The sequence below is a fragment of the Kitasatospora sp. NPDC004723 genome, from assembly GCF_040609255.1.
Lineage (GTDB): Bacteria > Actinomycetota > Actinomycetes > Streptomycetales > Streptomycetaceae > Kitasatospora.
This window is the reverse complement of the sequence record NZ_JBEXJT010000005.1, coordinates 91,039-111,715: the sequence shown is the minus strand read 5'-3', so window position 1 is coordinate 111,715 and position 20,677 is coordinate 91,039. Positions and strand designations below refer to the sequence as shown.

16 protein-coding genes are annotated in these 20,677 nt (G+C 74.2%); 11 read left to right on the top strand and 5 right to left on the bottom strand.

What is annotated here, in order from left to right; translation table 11 throughout:
* Nucleotides 1–9 precede the first annotated feature (9 nt).
* On the bottom strand, nt 10–669 hold the full coding sequence (locus tag ABZW10_RS08480) for a DUF4126 domain-containing protein (protein ID WP_355361724.1): 660 nt from the start codon (nt 667–669) through the stop codon (nt 10–12).
* Nucleotides 670–1,155: 486 nt separating this feature from the next.
* On the opposite strand from ABZW10_RS08480, the gene ABZW10_RS08475 reads away from it, so the two are divergent.
* From ABZW10_RS08475 to ABZW10_RS08465, 3 genes are all read left to right on the top strand, one after another.
* Nucleotides 1,156–1,773 carry an SAV_6107 family HEPN domain-containing protein gene (locus tag ABZW10_RS08475; RefSeq protein WP_355361722.1) on the top strand — a complete coding sequence of 206 codons (618 nt, stop codon included), beginning with the start codon at nt 1,156–1,158 and terminating at the stop codon, nt 1,771–1,773.
* An 89-nt stretch (nt 1,774–1,862) separates the two neighbouring features.
* A complete protein-coding gene (locus ABZW10_RS08470) occupies nt 1,863–2,615 on the top strand; it encodes a methyltransferase domain-containing protein (RefSeq protein WP_355361720.1) in 753 nt (250 codons plus the stop codon).
* Nucleotides 2,616–3,057: 442 nt separating this feature from the next.
* Nucleotides 3,058–3,447, top strand: a complete 390-nt coding sequence (locus ABZW10_RS08465) for a DUF3040 domain-containing protein (protein WP_355361718.1) — start codon at nt 3,058–3,060, stop codon at nt 3,445–3,447.
* A 139-nt stretch (nt 3,448–3,586) separates the two neighbouring features.
* Here the strand turns inward: ABZW10_RS08465 and ABZW10_RS08460 are convergent, their stop codons facing one another.
* The 4 genes from ABZW10_RS08460 to ABZW10_RS08445 all read right to left on the bottom strand — a co-directional run bounded on the left by ABZW10_RS08460 (nt 3,587) and on the right by ABZW10_RS08445 (nt 9,266).
* The gene (locus tag ABZW10_RS08460) at nt 3,587–6,046 is read right to left on the bottom strand and encodes a DUF3488 and transglutaminase-like domain-containing protein (protein WP_355361716.1); all 2,460 of its coding nucleotides are present in this window, start codon (nt 6,044–6,046) and stop codon (nt 3,587–3,589) included.
* Entirely contained in the window at nt 6,043–7,365 is a 1,323-nt protein-coding gene (locus tag ABZW10_RS08455; protein ID WP_355361714.1) for a DUF58 domain-containing protein, read from the bottom strand. Before ABZW10_RS08455 ends, ABZW10_RS08460 begins: the two co-directional genes overlap by 4 nt.
* 1 nt (nt 7,366) lies before the next feature.
* Nucleotides 7,367–8,335 carry a MoxR family ATPase gene (locus tag ABZW10_RS08450; protein WP_355362103.1) on the bottom strand — a complete coding sequence of 323 codons (969 nt, stop codon included), beginning with the start codon at nt 8,333–8,335 and terminating at the stop codon, nt 7,367–7,369.
* 391 nt (nt 8,336–8,726) lie between these two features.
* Nucleotides 8,727–9,266 (bottom strand): carbonic anhydrase, encoded by a 540-nt coding sequence (locus tag ABZW10_RS08445; RefSeq protein WP_355361712.1) that lies wholly within the window; start codon nt 9,264–9,266, stop codon nt 8,727–8,729.
* A gap of 507 nt (nt 9,267–9,773) precedes the next feature.
* On the opposite strand from ABZW10_RS08445, the gene rsmH reads away from it, so the two are divergent.
* The 8 genes from rsmH to ftsW all read left to right on the top strand — a co-directional run bounded on the left by rsmH (nt 9,774) and on the right by ftsW (nt 20,673).
* Nucleotides 9,774–10,748, top strand: coding sequence for a 16S rRNA (cytosine(1402)-N(4))-methyltransferase RsmH (gene rsmH / locus ABZW10_RS08440; protein WP_355361710.1), 975 nt, complete (start codon nt 9,774–9,776; stop codon nt 10,746–10,748).
* A gap of 106 nt (nt 10,749–10,854) precedes the next feature.
* A complete protein-coding gene (locus tag ABZW10_RS08435) occupies nt 10,855–11,463 on the top strand; it encodes a cell division protein FtsL (protein ID WP_355362101.1) in 609 nt (202 codons plus the stop codon).
* The gene (locus ABZW10_RS08430; RefSeq protein ID WP_355361708.1) at nt 11,460–13,688 is read left to right on the top strand and encodes a penicillin-binding transpeptidase domain-containing protein; all 2,229 of its coding nucleotides are present in this window, start codon (nt 11,460–11,462) and stop codon (nt 13,686–13,688) included. The genes ABZW10_RS08435 and ABZW10_RS08430 overlap by 4 nt, the downstream gene beginning before the upstream one ends.
* A 6-nt stretch (nt 13,689–13,694) precedes the next feature.
* Nucleotides 13,695–15,347: a UDP-N-acetylmuramoyl-L-alanyl-D-glutamate--2,6-diaminopimelate ligase gene (locus ABZW10_RS08425; protein WP_355361706.1), complete on the top strand. Its 1,653-nt coding sequence runs from the start codon at nt 13,695–13,697 to the stop codon at nt 15,345–15,347.
* Nucleotides 15,344–16,744, top strand: a complete 1,401-nt coding sequence (gene murF / locus ABZW10_RS08420; protein WP_355361704.1) for a UDP-N-acetylmuramoyl-tripeptide--D-alanyl-D-alanine ligase — start codon at nt 15,344–15,346, stop codon at nt 16,742–16,744. Before ABZW10_RS08425 ends, murF begins: the two co-directional genes overlap by 4 nt.
* On the top strand, nt 16,744–17,805 hold the full coding sequence (gene mraY / locus ABZW10_RS08415; protein ID WP_350544130.1) for a phospho-N-acetylmuramoyl-pentapeptide-transferase: 1,062 nt from the start codon (nt 16,744–16,746) through the stop codon (nt 17,803–17,805). Before murF ends, mraY begins: the two co-directional genes overlap by 1 nt.
* On the top strand, nt 17,802–19,250 hold the full coding sequence (gene murD / locus ABZW10_RS08410) for a UDP-N-acetylmuramoyl-L-alanine--D-glutamate ligase (protein ID WP_355361701.1): 1,449 nt from the start codon (nt 17,802–17,804) through the stop codon (nt 19,248–19,250). Before mraY ends, murD begins: the two co-directional genes overlap by 4 nt.
* 115 nt (nt 19,251–19,365) lie before the next feature.
* Entirely contained in the window at nt 19,366–20,673 is a 1,308-nt protein-coding gene (gene ftsW, locus ABZW10_RS08405) for a putative lipid II flippase FtsW (RefSeq protein WP_355362099.1), read from the top strand.
* Nucleotides 20,674–20,677 lie beyond the last annotated feature (4 nt).

Sequence of the window (20,677 nt, the reverse complement as noted above, 5' to 3'; positions counted from 1 at the left end):
GTGACGATCCTAGGACCGCCGGACGGATCCCCCGGTCACGGGCTGCCCGGCCCCAGCCGTCCCGGCGGCCCCTGCGGTCCCGGCCGCGCGGGCGGCACGGCGTTCGCGACGGCGGGCGCGGAAGGCGCGGATCCGGTTGATCGCGAACCACACCAGCAGGACGCCGGCCAGCAGCAGCACGGCGGCGATCGAGGCGGCCAGCCACGGGTGGAAGATCGCCAGCGTGACCAGCCCGGCCACCGAGACGTCCTCGGCCAGCGAGACCGCGATGTTGCTGGCCGGCTCGGGCGAGGTGTTGACCGCCATCCGCAGCGAGGCCTTCACCAGGTGGCTGACCAGCGCCGTCGTGCCGCCCATCGCGCCCGCCGCGACCTCGCTCAGCGAACCCGGGTCGGTCGAGGCGATCAGCGCGCCGACGGTGGCGCCCGCGATCGGCCGGATCACCGTGTGGGCGACGTCCCAGACGCTGTCCACGTACGGGATCTTGTCGGCCACGGCCTCCAGCAGGAACAGCGCGGCGGCCGCGAGCAGCACGTCGGTGCGCTCCAGGGCGGCCGGCACCGAGTCGGCCCCGGCGAACCGGCCCAGCAGGCCGAGCAGCAGCACCACCGCGTAGGCGTTGATCCCGCTCGCCAGTCCGCTGGTGAAGATCAGCGGGACGATCGTCATCCGTTTCCCCGTCCGTTCCTGCTCGCAGTCCCCGCCGGGATCGGCCCGACTCGCCGTACCGTACCGGGACGCCGCCGGGCCGACCGGTGGTTCCCGTCCCGACCGTCTGAGTACGGATACTCAGACGGCCGATTGAGTACCTGCGCGGATGGCCTTTGACCTGCGTGGACGTCACAGTGGTGGCACCGGGAAGGCGGCGCGTCGGGCGCCCCGCCCCGGAGGAGCGGACGGCCGGTGCGATCGCACGGACCCGTCCGCGCCGGAGCCGGCCGGAGGCCGCGCACCGCCGACACGGGGCGGCGGAGCGGGCCACGGGGGAGCCGGTGCCCGGGGGGACCGGGAAGTGCCGAAGCGCCGTCCGTGGGGGGACGGCGCTTCGGTGGCCGGCCGGGCCGGCCACCGCAGGGCCCGATTGTCAGTGGTGCCGTTCACCATGGAGGGGCACGGGCCACCCGGCCCGGGCGCTGCCTCGGAACGGGGGAGACCATGACCATCAGCCACCCTGAGCCCGTCACCGCCCGCCTCCACTCCGCCGCCTACCGACCGGGGAGCGCGCCGCGCTCCTCCGCCCACCGGCCGTCCGCCGGTGCCGATGTGCACCCGGTGCTGCGCCGGGCCGCCGCCCCGCCCGCCGCGCTCGACCTGCTCGCCGAGGCCCACCGCACCCTCGCCCGGGCCCGCGGCCTGGAGGACCCGCTGGAGCGGTACGCCGCCGCGCACCTCGCGGCGCTGCGCACCGTGGCGGCGGTGCTCGCCGTGCGCGGGCGCCCGGAGAAGAGCGAGCGGCGCCGCCGGGCGATCCGCAGCGCCTGGGAGGTGCTGCCCGAGGTGGCGCCCGAACTCGCCGAGTGGGCGCCGTACTTCGCGGCGGGCGCGCGCCGCCGGGCGGCCGCCGAGGCGGGCATCCGGGGCGCCGCCTCGGTCCGGGACGCGGACGACCTGGTCCGCAACTCGGCGCTGTTCCTGCGCCTGGTCGAGCGCCTGCTCGGCCTGCACGCCACCCCGCCCGCCCCGCGGCTGCCGCTGGACGACATCGAGGGGCAGCGGGCGGACGGGCGGCGGGCCGACGGACCGGGGGAGGCGGAGGTGCGCGAGGCCGGGTGAGCGAAGGGGCGGCCGAACGGGGCGCCGGGACGGGAGGGCCTAAGGTGGAGACAACCTGATCGACACTGCACGTGCCAAGGAGCCTCGCCTTGTACCCGACGCGTCCCCGCAGCGCCCTGCGTACCGCCGTGGTGTGGGAGGTGGTGCGCGCCGCCCTGGAGAAGCGGGTGGCCGAGCTGGACCAGCCGGTGCTCGACGTGGTCGACACCGGCGGCGGCACCGGCAACTTCGCGGTGCCGGTGGCCCGGCTCGGTCACCGGGTCACCGTGGTCGACCCGAGCCCGGACGCGCTGTTCGCGCTGGAGCGGCGGGCCGCCGAGGCCGGCGTGACCGACCTGGTCCGCGCCGTGCAGGGCGACACCCAGACGCTGCCCGAGCTGGTCGCGCCCGGCACCGTCGACGCGGTGCTCTGCCACGGCGTGCTGGAGGTCGTCGACGACCCGGCCGAGGCGCTCGCCAGCCTGGCCGGCACCCTGCGCCGGGGCGGTTTCGTGAGCCTGCTGGCCGCCAACCGCAACGGCGCCGTGCTCGCCCGCGCGCTCGGCGGCCACTTCGACGACGCCCGCGCGGTGCTGAGTGCCGCCGACGGCCGCTGGGGCGCGAACGACCCGATGCCGCGCCGCTTCACGGGCGAGGAGCTGGACCGGCTGGCGGCCGGCGCCGGGCTGCGGGTGGAGTCGGTGCACGGTGTGCGGGTCTTCGCCGACCTGGTGCCGGGCGTCCTGGTGGACACCGAGCCGGGCGCGCTGGACGCGCTGCTGAAGCTGGAGGAGGCCGCCGCCGGGCAGCCGGCCTTCCACGCGGTGGCGACCCAGCTCCACCTGCTGGCCACCCTGGGCTGACCGGACGGCCCACCGCCGGTCCACGGCCGGTCCACTGTCGGCCCACCGCCGTTCGCCGACGGACTTCCCACCGTTCGCCGGCCCACCGTCGGTGCGTCTTCCACCCCGTCTCCGCGCCCTCTCCTCGGGATCTCCCCAGGTCCGGGCCGATTCCAATGGATCGGGCACTTGTCCGCACCCTGCCGCGTTGAGGAGGGTGCGGCGAGGAGCCGCCGAAGTGGCCGGGCCCACGCGTGGTCGACCACTCCGCGACGGGCCCGTGGACCGTATGATCTGGGTAAAGCCGGAAAGCATGACCGCCGGATGCTCGGGGCATATGGACGACACGGGCCCGGGCCCCCGCACAGGCGTCCGACCGCGTGTTCTTAAGGCTGATTGGACTTGCCACCCCGACCGGGGCGGCGGACCGGTCGCACCCGCGACCGACGAGTAGGAGGACTCCGTGCCGCTCTCGGAGCACGAGCAGCGACTGCTCGACCAGATGGAGCGAGCGCTGTATGCCGAAGATCCCAAATTCGCGTCGGCGCTTGAGGGAACCGGCCTGCGCACCTACACCCGCCGGCGGGTGTATCTGGCCATCGGCGGCTTCGTGGTCGGCATCGGCCTGCTGATGGGCGGCATGGTCGTCGACCAGATCTGGGTCAGTGTGGTGGGCTTCCTGGTGATGCTCGGGTGCGCGGTCTTCGCCGTGACGGGCTGGCGCCGCGGGCCCGCGGGCCAGGCGCAGCGCTCCGGCGGTCAGGCCGCCGCGCCCCGCCGCAAGGCCGGGATGATGGACCGGGTCGAGCAGCGCTGGCAGCGTCGGCGCGACGAGCAGACCGGCGGCTTCTGAGCGACGGATTCCGAGAGACCGCACCGCCCCTACCGGCGGACGGTACGGATACAACAGCAGCAGCAGCAACAGCACGGACGCGACGAGGGCGGGCAGTCGAACGACTGCCCGCCCTCGTCGCATCCCGACGCCGTCAGGACTACGTGCCGCCGCCCCCGCGGCGCGACCGGCGCCGGCCCAGCACCCGGCGGACCGGTCCGGTGACCGTCCCGACCGCCCCGCCCGCGCGCGCCAGCAGGGCGCCGACCCCCAGCCGGGCGGTCAGCAGCGCGTCCGAGATCCGCCACCGCAGCTGGGCAGAGGACGGCGGCAGCAGCAGTGCCCTGATCCGCTCCCACCGTCCGAGCCGGGCCCGCAGGCCGTCCCGGGCGGTCCGGACGTCCGCCGCCAGCGGCTCGCCGACCTGCGCGGACCGGGCGTAGAGCACCCGCTCGGTGGCCAGCGCCACCCGGCCCGCGGCCGCCGCCGACGCCTCGTCCAGCTCGCCGGTCTCGGTGATCCGGCGGACGGCGGCGCGCGGGGTGCGCGACTCGTCCGGCGGGATGCCGAGGTCCCAGGCGGAGTCGATCAGTTCGTCCCAGGCGGCCAGCACCTGCGCGTCGGTGAGTCCGCCGGGACCCGGTCCGCCGGGGCGCCGGCGCCCGCCGGTGCCGAGCCGGCGCCGGCGCAGCAGCGTGCGCCAGACCATCGGGGTGAGCAGCAGCACCAGCAGCAGCACGGCGACGGCCAGGGCGGCCAGTGTCTTCCCGGAGGGCCAGACGGACTGCCCGCCGCCGCCGGCCGCCTGGTCGCGCCGGTCGTCGCAGTCGCCGGTGCGGCGCAGCTTCGCGTCGCAGTCGGCGTTGGCGGACGGCACCTGGACCGGTGCGGTGGCCTGCGGCTGCGGGGCGGGCGCGGTGGTCGGCTGGGTGGCCGGCGAGGAGATCGGGTCCGAGTAGTCGGGCTGGACGCCGCGGTTCGGGGTGGGCTCGAAGCGCAGCCAGCCGTAGCCCTCGAAGTAGAGCTCGGGCCAGGCGTGGTACATCGAGTCGGTCACCGAGTAGACGTTGCCGCCCTTGGTGTTGCCGGGGGTGAAGCCGAGTGCGACCCGGGCGGGGACGCCCAGGGTGCGGGCCATCACCGCCATGGTGGAGGCGAAGTGGACGCAGTAGCCGCGGCGCCGGGCCAGGAAGTCCGCCATCGCGTCGCCGCCGTTGTCGGGCTTGATGGTGGTGTCGTAGGTGAAGTCCGGCCCGGTGAACCAGGTCCGCAGGGCGTCCATCTTGTCGTACGGGGTCGGCGCGTTCCTGGTGATGTCGGCCGCCGTCCGCCGGACCACGTCGGGCAGGTCGGAGGGCACGGCCAGGTACTGCCGGGTGATCCGCTCGGGCGGCTTGGGCGCGCTGCGCAGGCTGGTGGCGGTGGGCTGGACGTCCATGCCGGTGGCCGTGTACTTGAGCCCCTTGATCGCCTTTTCCTTGGCGGGGAGGACGCTGGCGGTGGCCCGGTCGAGCTGCCAGGCGGAGTTGTCGCGCAGGTTGACGTTCCGCGCCGGGTAGGGCAGCGGCAGCCAGGCGTCCTCCAGCCGGTTGCCGATCATGACCTCGGTCTTGGCCTCGGGCACGTCGACCGACCCCAGCCCCTCGGGCGCGGGCAGGGCGCCGGTGAACGGCTCGGTGTCCGAGGAACCGCGCTTCCAGGCGGTGCCGTCGAAGGCGTCCAGCGCGCCGGTGCGCAGGTAGGTGGAGCCGGCGGAGGGGCTCTCCGTCGAGTACGTGAACAGCTCGACGTTGCGCGGGTTGGGCAGCGACCCGGTCAGCGCGACCATCGGGTCGAGGCTGCTGACGCCGCCCGCGCCGCCGTGCCGCCCGGAGGCCGTGCCGGGGCCGGTGTGCAGCAGTCCGGTGCTCCAGCGCGGCAGGAAGGCGGGCAGCAGCAGGGCGAGCACGAGGGCCGCCACGCCGACCTGACGGCCGTTCTGGCCGAGCGCGCCGAGGCCGCTGCCGCCCTCGCCGCGTTCGGCGCCGCGGAAGACCCGGCCCCAGCGGGAGACCCGGTCCTGGCCCTCGGCGAAGAGCAGCACCAGGTAGCCGGTGGCGGCGGTGGCGAACCAGAGCCAGCTGCCCTGGCCGCCGGCCAGCCCGTTGCCGACCGAGTAGAGCGCGAGCAGCGGCAGTCCGGCCAGGGCCGAGCGGCGGTAGGTGACCGCGACGGTGTCCACGGCGACGGCGATCAGACCGACCGAGGCGACCAGGATCAGCCGCAGGCCCGGGTTGGGCGGGGCGGGGATGGCGTAGTCGCGGACGTCGGCGAACCCCTGGCCGAGGATCCGGCCGAGGGCGCGGACCGACTCGGTGCCCGGTACGACGCCGCCGAAGACCGCAGAGGAGGAGGCGAAGCCGAGCAGCAGCATGACGAACAGCACCAGCAGCTGGCCGAGCGGGACGGTCCACCGGTAGAACGGCGTGCGCCGCAGCCCGGCGCCGACGGCCGCGACCACCGCCACCACGAGGAGGGCGTGGCCGATCCAGCCCTTGGAGGTCAGCAGCGGGGTCAGGCAGAGCGCGGCCAGGAGGGTGGCCAGCGCCGAGTACACGGTCAGTTTGGCCCGGGTGGTCACGCGCCGGCCTCTTCTCGGTAGGGGGAGGGCGACTCGGTCCCCTCGGCGGCCCGCCACAGGTCGGGGACGGAGTCGCCGGCGCGGACGGTGAGCACCGTCCAGCCGGCCTCGCGCAGCCGGCGCGCCCGGTCGCGGAACTCCTCGCCGCCGGTGTCCGGGGCGAGCATGCGCAGGCCGGCCCAGGTGCCGGTGTCGAGCAGGAAGACGACGGCGCCGCCGGTGCGGCTGCGCAGCCGGGCGAGCCGGGCGGTCTGCTCCTCGTCGAGCTCGCCGAGGACGGCCACCAGCAGGCCCTCGCCGCCGGCCCGCAGCGGGTCCTCGGCGCGGGAGAGCCCGGCCCCGTCGGAGAGGTCGACGATGGCGAGGGCGTCCAGGATGACGCCGGAGGTGTCGGCGGCGCCGTGCCCGCCGTCCACGCCGAGGCCGGGGACGGTGTGGCCGGTGTCGGTGAGCAGGCGGGTCTGGTAGCCGCGCTCCAGCAGGTGCGCGGCGACGGAGGCGGCGCAGCTCACGGCCCATTCGAAGGAGGAGGCCGGGCCGCTGCCCCGGTGGGCGATCTCGCGGGTGTCCAGCAGCACCGTGGCGCGGGCCCTGCGGGGCTGCTCCTCGCGCCGGACCATCAGTTCGCCGTAGCGCGCGGTGGACTTCCAGTGCACCCGGCGCAGGTCGTCGCCGGCCCGGTACTCGCGCAGGATGACGTCGTCGTCGCCGGCCAGCGCGAGGGAGCGGGTGTGGCTGTCGCCCTGCCCGGCCCATTCGCCGCTGAGCCGCACGTGCGGCAGCGCCAGCACCTGCGGGACGACGGTGAGCACGTCGGAGGCGGCGAAGGAGCGGTTCAGCTCGCACATCCCGAACGGGTCGGAGAGCCGCAGCTGGAGCGGGCCCAGAGGGTAGCGCCCGCGCAGGTCGGAGCGGACCCGGTAGGAGACCTCGCGGTGGCCGCGCGGCTCGACCCGGTCCAGGACGAACCGCGGGCGCGGCCCGAGCACGTACGGGACCTTGTCCTCCAGCAGCAGCAGACCGGTGGGGACCCGCGAGACGTTGTCCACCCGCAGGTGCACCCGGGCCTCCTGGCCGGCCACCGCCCGGCGCGGGGAGAGCCGGCGGCCGCTGGCGACCCGGTAGCGGGTGTTGGCCAGCAGCAGCGCGGCGGCCAGCGGCAGCACGGCGAGCAGCACGCCGACGCGCAGCAGCGCGTCCTGGCCGAGCAGGTAGGCGCAGACCACCGCGGTCAGTCCGGCGGCGAGGAAGGAGCGGCCGCGGGTGGTGAGGCCGCGCAGGCCGGCGCGCAGGCCCGACGGTTCGTCGGACGGGCCCACCTCAGCCCCTCCGGACGGCCGTGCCGCCCTGCTGCGGGCGCGGCAGCGGCAGGCGGGCGACCAGGTCGGTGACGATCTGTTCGGCGGTGCGGCGGCTGAGCTGGGTCTCGGCGGTGGGCATCAGACGGTGGGCGAGCACCGGGACGGCGAGGCGCTGGACGTCGTCCGGGGTGACGTAGTCGCGGCCGTCCAGGGCGGCGGCGGCGCGGGCGGCCCGGACCAGGTGCAGGGTGGCGCGCGGCGAGGCGCCGAGCCGCAGCTCGTGGCTGCTGCGGGTGGCGGAGACCAGGTCGACGACGTAGCGGCGGACCGGGTCGGCGACGTGCACGGTGCGGACCAGCTCGACCAGCTTGAGGATGTCGGCGGCGTGCGCGACCGGCTGCAGGTCGTCCAGCGGGCTGGCGCCGGCGTGCACGTCGAGCATGGCGAACTCGGCCTCGGGGCTGGGGTAGCCCATCGAGATCCGGGCCATGAAGCGGTCCCGCTGGGCCTCCGGGAGGGGGTAGGTGCCCTCCATCTCGACCGGGTTCTGGGTGGCGACCACCATGAACGGCGAGGGCAGCACGTAGCTGGTGCCGTCGATGGTGACCTGGCGCTCCTCCATCGACTCCAGCAGCGCGGACTGGGTCTTGGGCGAGGCCCGGTTGATCTCGTCGCCGACCACGATCTGGGCGAAGATCGCGCCGGGGCGGAACTCGAAGTCGCGCTGCTGCTGGTCGAAGATGTTGGTGCCGGTGACGTCCGAGGGCAGCAGGTCCGGGGTGAACTGGATGCGCCGCACGGTGCAGTCGACGGACCGGGCGAGCGCCTTGGCCAGCATGGTCTTGCCGACGCCGGGCACGTCCTCCAGCAGCAGATGGCCCTCGGCGAGCAGCACGGTCAGGGCGATCCGCACGGCCTCCGGCTTGCCCTCGATCACGCTCTCGATGTTGGCCCGGACCCGGTCGACGACGGCGGCGAGTTCCGACAGGCCGACCGGGCCGTACCCGGCTGCGCCCTGGTCGCTCCCCGCACGACCGTCGAGACCGGCCTGATCGCTGTAGCTCGTCACCCGTTCGCTCCCTGGCACACCACGACCGGCTCCGTCCGAGCCCGGCCCCACCCCATGCTGGACGCGGCCCCTCCGGGAGCGGTTCCGTGTGCGGGAGCCGGTGCCGGGGTACGGCCTGCGGCTGGCCGCCCCAGGTGGTTCGAGGTCAGACCGGCAGGCGCATTCTCCCCCCTGGGGAGGCCAGAAGTCACCACTTGGAAGGGCTGCCCAGGTCGGAAGGGGCACCGGGAGTGCCCGCGGCGGGCCCGGACGGCGTCGGCCGGGCCGCTCGGGCGGGCTGCTCGGCCGGGCCGTTCGGCGGGGCGGGAGATCAGTCGATCTCGCGCAGCAGGCCGGTGTGGACGTCGAAGACGAATCCGCGCACGTCGTCGGTGTGGAGCAGGAAGGGGGAGGTGCGCACCCGCTGCATCGACTGCCGGACGTCGCCGTCCAGGTCGACGAAGGCTTCGACCGCCCACTGCGGGCGCTGGCCGACCTCGGCCTCCAGCTCGCGCCGGAAGTCCTCGGTGAGCCCGAGCAGGCCGCAGCCGGTGTGGTGGATCAGCGCGATCGAGCGGGTGCCCAGGGCGCGCTGGCTGATGGTCAGGGAGCGGATCGTGTCGTCGGTGACCACGCCGCCCGCGTTGCGGATGACGTGGGCGTCGCCGAGTTCGAGGCCGAGCGCGGCGAACAGGTCGAGACGGGCGTCCATGCACGCGACCACGGCGATCCTCTGCACCGGGCGGGCGTCCATGCCGCCGTCGCGGAAGGTCAGCGCGTACTCGCGGTTGGCGGCGACGAAGCGGTCGATGATGGTCGGGGTGGGGTCGGCAGCGGCGGTCGGCGTGGGCCGGTCGGGAGTCACTGTCATGGGGAAGACGTTAGTGCGATTCACCCGTTCGCGGTGGGGCTGTTTGCGACAGAGCGGACGCCTGTGGCCGAAGGCGTTCCCACAAGGCGGGAGTGGGTGGGCGATCGGCCGTCCGGGTGCCCCGCCGGGCCCCTGGCATGTGCCACGAGCACCGTCGCGACCTGCGGTGATCCTTTCCGCCGCCCGGGTGGTGCGCCGGAGCGGGCCATTGACTGACGGGGCGTGCGCGATAGAGTTGCGGCGCAGTGGAGCACACCCGCCGGGGCCCGTCAACCGGGCCTTTCCGGCCGTGCGGTGACCGACGCGGCCCGTGGCCTCCACCCGCTCTCCGTGCCACCTGGCGCACCTTCCCCGGCGCCGGGCGGTCACGACCTTCCCCAGGAGCGGGCGGGGACCACGGGCCGCGCGGCCCGGCCCGCGGGACGGCTGCGCGCCCTGGTGGGAGAGAATGGTCGGAGCTCCCCGGACGTCGGGCGGCTTTCGCACCGAGGAAGGGCGCCACAGCGCATGACCACCAACGATCCGGCACCCAAGCACGTCCCGGTGATGCTGCAGCGGTGCATGGACGCGCTGGCCCCGGCGATCTCCCGGCCCGGCGCGGTGGTGGTGGACGCCACCCTCGGCCTCGGCGGCCACAGCGAGGCCCTGCTCACCCAGTTCCCGGACGTCCGGCTGATCGCGGTGGACCGCGACCCGGCGGCGCTCAAGCTCTCCGGCGAGCGGCTGGCCCGCTTCGGCGACCGGGCCACCCTGGTGCACGCCGTCTACGACGAGATCCCCGAGGTGCTGGAGCGCCTGGGCGTCCCCAGGGTCGACGGCGTCCTGTTCGACCTCGGCGTCTCCTCGATGCAGCTGGACGAGGCCGACCGCGGCTTCGCCTACGCCCAGGACGCGCCGCTGGACATGCGGATGGACCAGACCCGGGGGATCAGCGCGGCCGAGGTGCTGAACACCTACAGCCACGGCGAGCTGGCCCGGATCCTCAAGTTCTACGGCGAGGAGCGGTTCGCCGGCAAGATCGCCTCGGTCATCCTCCGGGAGCGCGAGAAGGAACCGTTCACCACCAGCGCGCGTCTGGTCGATCTGGTGCGCAACGCCATCCCGGCCGCCACCCGCCGCACCGGCGGGAACCCGGCCAAGCGGACCTTCCAGGCGCTGCGGATCGAGGTCAACGGCGAGCTGGAGGTCCTGGACCGGGCGATCCCCGGAGCGCTGGACGTGCTGGCGCTCGGCGGGCGGATCGTCGTGATGTCCTACCAGTCGCTGGAGGACCGTCTGGTCAAGCAGTACTTCGCGGCCGGTGCGACCAGCACCGCCCCTCCGGGGCTGCCGTTCGTACCCGAGGAGCACCAGCCCTGGCTGAAGCTGATCACTCGCGGTGCCGAACTGGCCACGGAGGAGGAGATCGAGGAGAACCGGCGCGCCGCGCCCGTGCGGCTGCGGGTGGCGGAGAGGATCAGGGACCGAAGCACCCGGCGCTGACCGGCACCGGGGCGGTCCGAAGGGCGGAGGAACAACAGTGGTGGGGCCGGTGGCCGGAGGCGGGGCGGGGAGTCGTTTGCTCCCCGGGCAGAGCGGCAGGGCGCGGATCACCGTGCGTCCGGGGCGGCCGGTACGGGGGCGGACACCGTTCGCCGTGCTGGTGGTGGTGCTGCTCGGAGCCGGGCTGCTCGGGCTGCTGGCGCTGAACACCGCGCTCAACGAGGGCTCCTTCGAGCTGTCCAGGCTGCAGCGGCAGACCACCGTGCTGACCGACGAGCAGCAGGGGCTGCAGCGCCAGATCGACCAGAACTCCGCTCCGGACGCGCTGGCCCGCCGGGCCGCCGAGCTGGGCATGGTGCCGGGCGGCGGGATGGCCTTCCTCGACCTGCCGAACGGCGGCGCCGTGGTCGGCACGCCCAAGGCGGCGCAGGACAGCCCTCCGGTGAAACGGTCCACCGCGGAACCGTGGCCCGCGAAGCAGCCCGCGCCGGGCACCCAGCCGACCACCCAGCCGACCGCTCAGCCGAGTGCGCAGCCGACCGGCCAGTCGACCGCCCAGCCGACCGCGGGCGGGACCACTCCGGCCGCCCCGCCGCCGCCGTCCACCGCCGCCGCCTCGCCGACCGGTCCGGTGTCGGGCGGCGACGTCACCGTCCAGGTCAACCCGGGCACGGCGCAGCCGTCGCCGCACGCGGGCGGGGGTACCGGCCGATGAGCACGCCCCGCCAGCCCTCCGGCGGCGCCGGCGCGGGCGGTCGCCGCCCCGTCAAGGGCGCCGCGCCGCGTCCGGCCGTCCCGCGCGGGCAGTCCGCCGGCCGCGCCCAGAGTCCCAAAGCGCAGAGTCCCAAGGCACAGAGTCCCAAGGCACAGAGCCCGAAGCCGCAGAGCCCGAAGGCCCAGCCCGCCAAGCCGTCGGCCGCCAAGGCCCAGGGCGCCAAGGAGCAGCCCGGCCGTCCGCGCCCGGCGCGCGCCCCCCAGCAGCGCCGCTCCGACGGGCGCCCCCCGGCACCCCGGCCACGCCCCCAGCGCCGCCCGCCGACCCGTCGCCCCGCCTCCCGCGGGCTCCGGCTGGCCGACCCGCGCCGCCGGCTGCGGGTGATCACCATCGCGCTCTCGGTGGTGTTCTCGATCTTCGCCGGGCGGCTGGTCCAGCTCCAGCTGCTGGATTCCGACGCGCTGGCCGCCGACGCCAACACCAACCGCTACCTGAACATCCCGATCACCGCCGAACGGGGCTCGATAACGTCCTCCGACGGGGTGTCCCTGGCCACCACCGTCGACGCCTACGACATCACCGCCGACCCGGCGATGTTCACCCCCGAGGCGACCGGTCTGCCCGACGCCCCCGAGCAGGCCGCCGCGCTGCTGGCGCCGATCCTCGGCGTGCCCAAGGAGAAGATCGCGGCCGACCTGCACACCCCCAAGACCCGCTACAAGCGGCTGGCCGCCCAGCAGAGCCCGGACGTCAAGAACCAGATCAGCGACCTCAAGTCCGGTCTGGAGAAGCAGGCGGGATCGCGTGCCTGCCAGGCCCAGAAGCGGCTGCTGAACAAGCCCGCCGAGGAGGGCGGCCGCACCCGGCTGGACAACGAGTGCGTCAACCCGCTGGCCGGCGTCTTCAACCGGGACACCCAGAAGCGGGTCTACCCGTCCGACGGGCTGGCCGCCAACCTGGTCGGCTTCGTCAACGCCGAGGGCGAGGGCGCCGGCGGGCTGGAGCAGCAGTACCAGAAGCTGCTGGCCGGCAAGGACGGCCACAGCAGCTACGCGCAGGCCGGCGGCCGTCTGGTGCCGACCGCGGGCGGCTCGCTGGACCCCGCCGTGCCCGGCACCGACCTGCGGCTGACCATCAACCGCGACATCCAGTGGGCCGCCCAGCGGGCCATCACCGACCAGGTCACCAACGCCGGGGCGGAGAAGGGCTACGTGATCGTCCAGGACGTGCGGAACGGCCAGGTGCTGGCGATGGCCACCTCGCCCGGCTTCAACCCGAACGACCTGAGCACCGCCAAGAACTCGCAGCTCGGCAACGCCGCCCTGCAGGACGCCTACGAGCCCGGCTCCACCGCCAAGCTGATGACCATGGCGGCCGTCCTGGACACCGGCAAGGCCACCTGGGACACCAAGGTCACCGTGCCGTACCCGCTGGTCCGCGGCGACGTCGCGTTCAAGGACGACATCGAGCACGACACCTGGTACCTCACCCTGGCCGGCGTGCTCGCCAAGTCCTCCAACATCGGCACCATCGAGGCCGCCCAGACCCTCGGCGACACCCAGCCCGAGGCCAACCGGGTGCTCTACGACTACCTGCGGAAGTTCGGCATCGGCCAGCAGACCGGCCTCGGCTTCCCCGGCGAGACCGCGGGGCTGCTCGACAAGCCGGAGGACTGGAAGGCGTCCAAGCAGTACACCATCCCGTTCGGCCAGGGCCTGTCGGTCAACGCGCTGCAGGCGACCTCGGTCTTCTCGACCATCGCCAACGGCGGGGTCCGGGTGGCGCCCAGCGTCGTCCAGGGCACCACCGCGCCGGACGGCAAGTACAGCGCGGCCCCGGCCTCGGAGCAGTCCCGGGTGGTCAGCGAGCAGACCGCCAAGACCCTCACCGAGATGCTGGAGTCGGTCGTCTCCGACGAGCAGGGCACCGGCGGCAGGGCCGCGATCCCGGGCTACCGGGTCGCCGGCAAGACCGGCACCGCCAACCGGGTGGACCCGAAGGCCGGCGGCTACCGCGGGTACACCGCCTCCTTCATCGGGTTCGCCCCGGCCGACCAGCCCCGGGTCACCGTCTCCTGCGTGATCCAGGACCCGGTCAACGGCCACTTCGGCGGCCAGCTGTGCGGCCCGGTGTTCAAGCAGGTGATGGAGTTCACCCTCAAGACCCTCCAGGTCCCGCCGAGCGGCAGCGAGGCGCCCAACCTGCCCGTCGAGTGGAAGCCGTGATCGACCATGAGCAACGACCTGGCGGGTGCGGCCGCCGGCGCGGAAAAGGGCCGGTTTGGCCCTGGACGCCCTTCGGCGGATAGCCTCTCCGCCGTGCCGAAACCCGATCAAATCACCGTGAGCCCGCCCCGCCCCGCCCGGACCGGCGCCCGGCCGCTCGCCGAGGTCGCCCGCCTGCTGGGCCTGGACCCCGTCGAGGGACCCGAGGTCACCGGCGTCACCCACAACGCCCGCGAGGTCCGCCCCGGCGACGTGTACGTGGCGTTCCCGGGCGCCAACCACCACGGCGCCTCCTTCGCCGGGCAGGCCGCCGCGGCCGGCGCGGTCGCGGTGCTCACCGACCCGGCCGGCGCCGAACTGGCGGCGGGCACCGGCCTGCCGCTGCTGGTCGTCGACCGGCCCCGGGCCCGGATGGGCGAGCTCGCGGCCGCCGTCTACGACCGGCCCTCCGAGCGGCTGCTGATGATCGGGCTCACCGGCACCAACGGCAAGACCACCACCTCCTACCTGGTCGAGGGCGGCCTGCGCGGCGCCGACCGCCACCCCGGGGTGATCGGCACCGTCGAGATGCGGGTCGGCGACGAGCGGATCAAGAGCGAGCGCACCACCCCCGAGGCCACCGACCTGCACGCGATCCTCGCCGTGATGGGCGAGCGCGGCGCCGACGCGGTGACCATGGAGGTCTCCAGCCACGCCCTGGTCTACGGCCGCACCGACGGCGTGGCCTACGACGTCGCGCTGTTCAACAACCTCACCCCCGAGCACCTCGACTTCCACCCGGACATGGAGGACTACTTCCAGGCGAAGGCCCGGCTCTTCCAGCCCGGCAAGTCCCGCGCCGGCGTGGTCAACGTGGACGACGCCTACGGCCGCCGGCTCGCCGCCGAGGCGAAGATCCCGGTCGCCACCTTCTCCGCCACCGGCGCCCCGGAGGCGGACTGGCGCGCGGTGGACGTCCAGCTCGGCCCGATCGGCTCGACCTTCCGGGTGCTCGGCCCCGGCGGCGCCGAGGCGGACGCCTCCGTCCCGCTGCCCGGCCCGTTCAACGTCGCCAACGCGCTGGCCGCCATCGTCGTGCTCGCCACCGCCGGGATCCCGCTGGAGCGGGCGGTGGCCGGCGTCGCCGCCGTCCCCGGCGTGCCCGGCCGGCTGGAGCGGGTGGACGCCGGCCAGCCGTACGTCGCGGTGGTCGACTACGCGCACAAGCCGGACGCCCTGGAGGCCGTCCTCGGCTCGCTGCGCGAGGTCACCAAGGGCCGGCTGCACGTGGTGATCGGCTGCGGCGGCGACCGCGACCCGCACAAGCGGGCCCCGATGGGCGGCATCGCCGCCCGGCTGGCCGACACCGCCCTGCTGACCAGCGACAACCCGCGCAGCGAGGACCCGCTGACGATCCTCGCCACCATGCTGAACGGCGCCGCCGCGGTGCCCGAGGCCGAGCGCGGTGCCGTCCTGGTCGTGCCCGACCGCGCCGAGGCGATCGAGCTGGCGGTCGCCCGCGCCCAGGCCGGCGACACCGTGCTGGTGGCCGGCAAGGGCCACGAGCTCGGCCAGTACGTACGAGACGAGATCCGCCCCTTCGACGACCGGGAGGTGCTGCGCGAATCCATCGCGCGGACCACGGCCGCCCGGGGCACCGGAGGAGTAGAGCAGCCGTGATCGCACTGACCCTCGCCGAGGTGGCCGCCGCAGTCGGGGGAACCCTGGCCGGCGCCGACCCCGACGCCCTGGTGACCGCCCCGGTCGAGGTCGACTCCCGCAGGGTCCGCCCCGGCGGCCTGTTCGCGGCCTTCGTCGGCGAGCACGTGGACGGCCACGACTACGCGGTCACCGCCGTCGAGGCCGGCGCCGTCGCGGTGCTGGCCTCCCGCCCGGTCGGCGTGCCCGCCGTGCTGGTCGACAGCGTGGTGGACGCGCTCGGCAAGCTGGCCCGCACCGTCGTGGGCCGCTCCGACGCCGCCGTGGTCGCGCTGACCGGCTCGGCCGGCAAGACCAGCACCAAGGACCTCATCGCCCAGCTGCTTCAGCGCCTGGGCGACACCGTCTACCCGCCGGGCTCGCTCAACAACGAGATCGGCCACCCGATGACCGCCCTGCGGGTCGAGGACGCCACCCGGCACCTGGTGCTGGAGATGGGTGCCCGGCACAAGGGCGACATCGAGTACCTCACCTCGATCACCCCGCCGCGGATCGGCCTGGTGCTCAACGTCGGCACCGCGCACGTCGGCGAGTTCGGCTCCCAGGAGGCGATCGCCGAGGCCAAGGGCGAACTCGTCGAGGCCCTGCCGGCCGACGGCGCGGCGATCCTCAACGCGGACGACCGGCTGGTGCGCGCCATGGCCGCGCGCACCAAGGCCAAGGTGGTCTACTTCGGCGAGTCCGCGCAGGCCGATGTCCGGGCACAGGACGTTCGCCTGGACTCCACCGGACGTCCATCCTTCACGCTGAGCACCCCGGCCGGTTCCGCACCGGTGCAGCTGCGCCTGTACGGTGAGCACCACGTCTCGAACGCACTCGCCGCCGCCGCGGTGGCGATGGAGCTCGGGATGACCGTCGACGACACCGCCGAAGCGCTGAGCCAGGCGGGTGCGCTGTCCCGCTGGCGCATGGAGGTCGTCGACCGGGCCGATGGTGTCACCGTCGTCAACGACGCCTACAACGCGAACCCCGACTCGATGCGGGCCGCGCTGCGGGCGCTCATCTCGATGGGGGGTCGCGGCCCGGAGCGCCGTCGCACCTGGGCGGTGCTCGGCGAGATGCGGGAGCTCGGCGAGGACAGCCTGGCCGAGCACGACGCCATCGGGCGGCTCGCCGTCCGACTGGACGTCACCAAGCTGGTGGCGGTCGGCGGACGCGAGGCGGCCTGCATGGAACTGGGCGCGAGGAACGAAGGTTCGTGGGGTGAGGAGTCGGTGCTGGTGTCCGACGCGGACGCGGCGGTCGAGCTGCTGCGCAGTCAGCTGCGGCCGGGGGATGTGGTGCTGGTGAAGGCCTCCCGTTCGGTGGGGCTGGAGAAGGTGGCCGAGGCCCTCCTCGCGGACGGTGCGGCCGAGTAATGAAGCAGATCCTCTTCTCCGGCATGATCGGCCTGATCCTGTCGCTGGCCGGCACCCCCGCGCTGATCAAGCTGCTGGCCCGGCAGGGCTACGGCCAGTACATCCGCGACGACGGCCCCAAGGCGCACCACAGCAAGAAGGGCACGCCCACCATGGGCGGCATCGCCTTCATCCTGGCGACCCTGGTGGCCTACTTCGCGACCAAGGCGATAACGGGCGAGAGCCCGACCGCCTCCGGGCTGCTGGTGCTGTTCCTGACCACCGGTCTGGGCCTGGTGGGCTTCCTCGACGACTACATCAAGGTCGTCAAGCGCCGCTCCCTGGGCCTGCGGGCCAAGGCCAAGCTGGCCGGCCAGTCCATCGTCGGCCTGGCCTTCGCGGTCCTGGCCCTGCAGTTCCCCGACAACGCCGGCCGCCGCCCGGCCTCCGAGCACCTGTCCTTCGTCCGGGACTTCGAGTGGGCGATCGGCCCGGTGCTGTTCGTCATCTTCGCGTACTTCCTGATCGCCGCCACCTCCAACGGCGTCAACCTGACGGACGGTCTGGACGGCCTGGCCACCGGTGCCTCGGTGATGGCCTTCGGCGCCTACACCTTCATCGGCGTCTGGGAGTACGGCCAGAGCTGCGCCTACGTGGCCTCGGCCACCTCCAACTGCTACGACGTCCGCGACCCGCTGGACCTCGCGGTGGTCGCGGCCGCCCTGATGGGCTCCTGCTTCGGCTTCCTCTGGTGGAACACCTCGCCCGCCAAGATCTTCATGGGCGACACCGGCTCGCTGGCCCTCGGCGGCGCGCTGGCCGGTCTGGCGATCTGCTCGCGCACCGAGATCCTGCTCGTCCTGCTGGGCGGCCTCTTCGTGATCATCACCCTCTCGGTGATCATCCAGGTCGGCTCGTTCCGGATGACCGGCAAGCGCGTCTTCAAAATGGCCCCGCTGCAGCACCACTTCGAACTCAAGGGCTGGAGCGAGGTCCTGGTCGTGGTCCGGTTCTGGATCATCCAGGGCCTGTGCGTGGCCGTCGGCCTCGGCCTCTTCTACGCGGGATGGGTGACCGGATGACCGCCCCCGGACCGACCGGACCCGACTGGGCCGGACTCCAGGTCGCGGTCGCCGGGCTCGGCGTCTCCGGCATCAGCGCCGCCCGCGTCCTGCGCGGCCTCGGCGCCGAGGTCACCGTCGTGGACGGCGGCTCCGGCGAGGGCCTGCGGGCCCGCGCCGCCGAACTGGAGGCGCTGGGCGTCACCGTCCGCCTCGGCGACGGCGCCACCCTGCCCGAGGGCACCCGGCTGGTCGTCACCTCGCCCGGCTGGCCGCCGAGCAGCCCGCTGTTCGCCGCCGCCGCCGAGGCCGGCGTCGAGGTCTGGGGCGACGTCGAGCTGGCCTGGCGCCTGCGCCGGCCGCTGCCCGCCACCGGCGAGCCGGCCCCCTGGCTGGCCGTCACCGGCACCAACGGCAAGACCACCACCGTCCAGATGCTCGCCTCGATCCTCACCGCCGCCGGCCGGCGCACCGCCGCCGTCGGCAACGTCGGGGTCTCGGTGCTGGACGCGGTGCTCGCCGAGGAGCCGTACGACGTGCTCGCCGTCGAGCTCTCCAGCTACCAGCTGCACTGGGCGCCCTCGCTGCGCCCGTACGCGGCCGCGGTGCTCAACCTGGCGCCCGACCACCTCGACTGGCACGGCTCGATGGAGGCGTACGCCGCCGACAAGGGCCGGATCTACGAGGGCAACGTCGTCGCCTGCGTGTACAACCTGGCCGACCCGGCCACCGAGGCGCTGGTCCGCGAGGCCGACGTCGAGGAGGGCTGCCGGGCGATCGGCTTCGGCCTCGGCGCGCCCGGCCCGTCGAACTTCGGCGTGGTCGACGGCCTGCTGGTGGACCGCGCGTTCGTGCCCGACCGGGCCAAGAACGCCGCCGAGCTGGGCTCGGTCGAGGACGTTTCCCCGCCGGCCCCGCACAACATCACCAATGCCCTGGCGGCCGCCGCGCTGGCCCGCGCCTACGGCGTGGAGCCGAAGGCCGTCCGGGAGGGCCTGCGGGCCTTCCGCCCGGACGCGCACCGGATCGCCGAGGTCGCGGTGGTCGACGGCGTCACGTACGTCGACGACTCCAAGGCGACCAACACCCACGCCGCCGCGGCCTCGCTCGCGGCGTACCGGCCGGTCGTCTGGGTCGCCGGCGGCCTGGCCAAGGGCGCGACCTTCGACGAGCTGGTCGGGGGCGCGGCCGAGCGGCTGCGGGCCGCCGTGCTGATCGGCGAGGACCGCGCGCTGATCCGCGAGGCGCTGGCGCGACACGCCCCGGATGTCCCGGTGATCGAGGCGGCCGAGGGCCAGACTGGCGCGGTGGCGATGACCGAGGTGGTCCGCGCGGCCGCGTCGCTCGCCCGAACGGGTGACACGGTACTGCTGGCCCCGGCCTGCGCCTCGATGGACATGTTCACCAACTACGGCGAGCGCGGCGACCTCTTCGCTGCGGCCGTGCGGGAGCTGGCGGACCGGTAGCGGACATGGACGGGCTCCGGCCCTGAAGCACGAAAAGGGGAGCGGTGTGGCCGGGCAGGGCAGGGCGGGTGGTTCGAGCACGCCGGAGAGAGGCGGCCCGGCCGAGTCCCTGCGGGTGATCTCGGCCACCACCACCGCCTACAAGTCGGCCGGTCCGGTCGCCCGTCTGCAGGCCTTCCGGGGCCGCGTGCGGTACGCCCTGGACCGGCCGCTCACGCCCTACCTGCTGATCGCCGGAACGGCGCTGCTGCTGGTCGTGCTCGGGCTGATGATGGTCTTCTCGGCCTCCCAGATCCTGGCGCTGGGCCAGCACCGCTCCACCCAGTTCTACTTCTTCAAGCAGCTGCTCGCGGTGGTGCTCGGCCTCGTGCTGCTGCTCGGCTTCGCCCTGGTGCCGGTGGCCGTGCTGCGGGTGATCGTCTACCCGGTGATGCTCATCGTGATCGGCGCCCTGGTGCTGGTCGCGATCCCGGGCATCGGCATGGAGGTCAACGGCAACCGGAACTGGCTGGATTTCGGCGTGTTCCAGTTCCAGCCGTCGGAGTTCGCCAAGCTGGCCCTGGTGCTCTGGGGCGCCGACCTGCTGGCCCGCAAGCAGAAGGCCGGCACGCTCGACCAGTGGAAGCACCTGCTGGTCCCGCTGGTGCCCGGCGCCCTGCTGCTGCTCGCGCTGATCATGCTCGGCGGCGACATGGGCACCTCGATGATCCTGGTCGCGATGCTGTTCGGCCTGCTGTGGATGGTCGGCGCGCCGCTGCGGCTGTTCGTCGCCACCCTCGGCGTGGCCGTGGTGGTCTGCACCGCCCTGGTGGTCACCGTCCCGCACCGGGCCGAGCGGCTCTCCTGCATCGGCGTGACCAAGCTCGACGCCGCCGGCAGCTGCTTCCAGGCCCTGCACGGCGTGTACTCGTTCGGCCTCGGCGGCCTCTTCGGCTCCGGACTCGGCGCCGGCGTGGAGAAGTGGGGCCAGCTCCCGGAGGCGCACACCGACTTCATCTTCGCCACCACGGGCGAGGAACTCGGTCTGGTGGGGACGCTGTCGGTGATCGGTCTCTTCGCGGCACTAGGCTACGCGGGTATCCGTGTGGCCATCGGCACGAAGGATCCCTTCGTCAGGTACGCCGCGGGAGCCGCCACCACCTGGATCATGGCGCAGGCCGTGATCAACCTGGGGTCGGCGCTGGGACTGCTGCCCATCGCGGGCGTCCCGCTCCCGCTGTTCTCCTACGGCGGTTCCGCCATGCTGTCGGCCATGTCCGCGATCGGGGTGCTGCTCTGCCTGGCACGCAGCAGCTCGGGCGCGAAGGCGGCCCTGGCCGCCCGGAGCAAGAACTCCCGGATCAGGAAGCAGCTGGCCCGGGTGCTGCCACGACGACGAACCACAGCGCGCCCGGCCAGCGGGCCGGCACGCAGGGAGCGGTGAATTT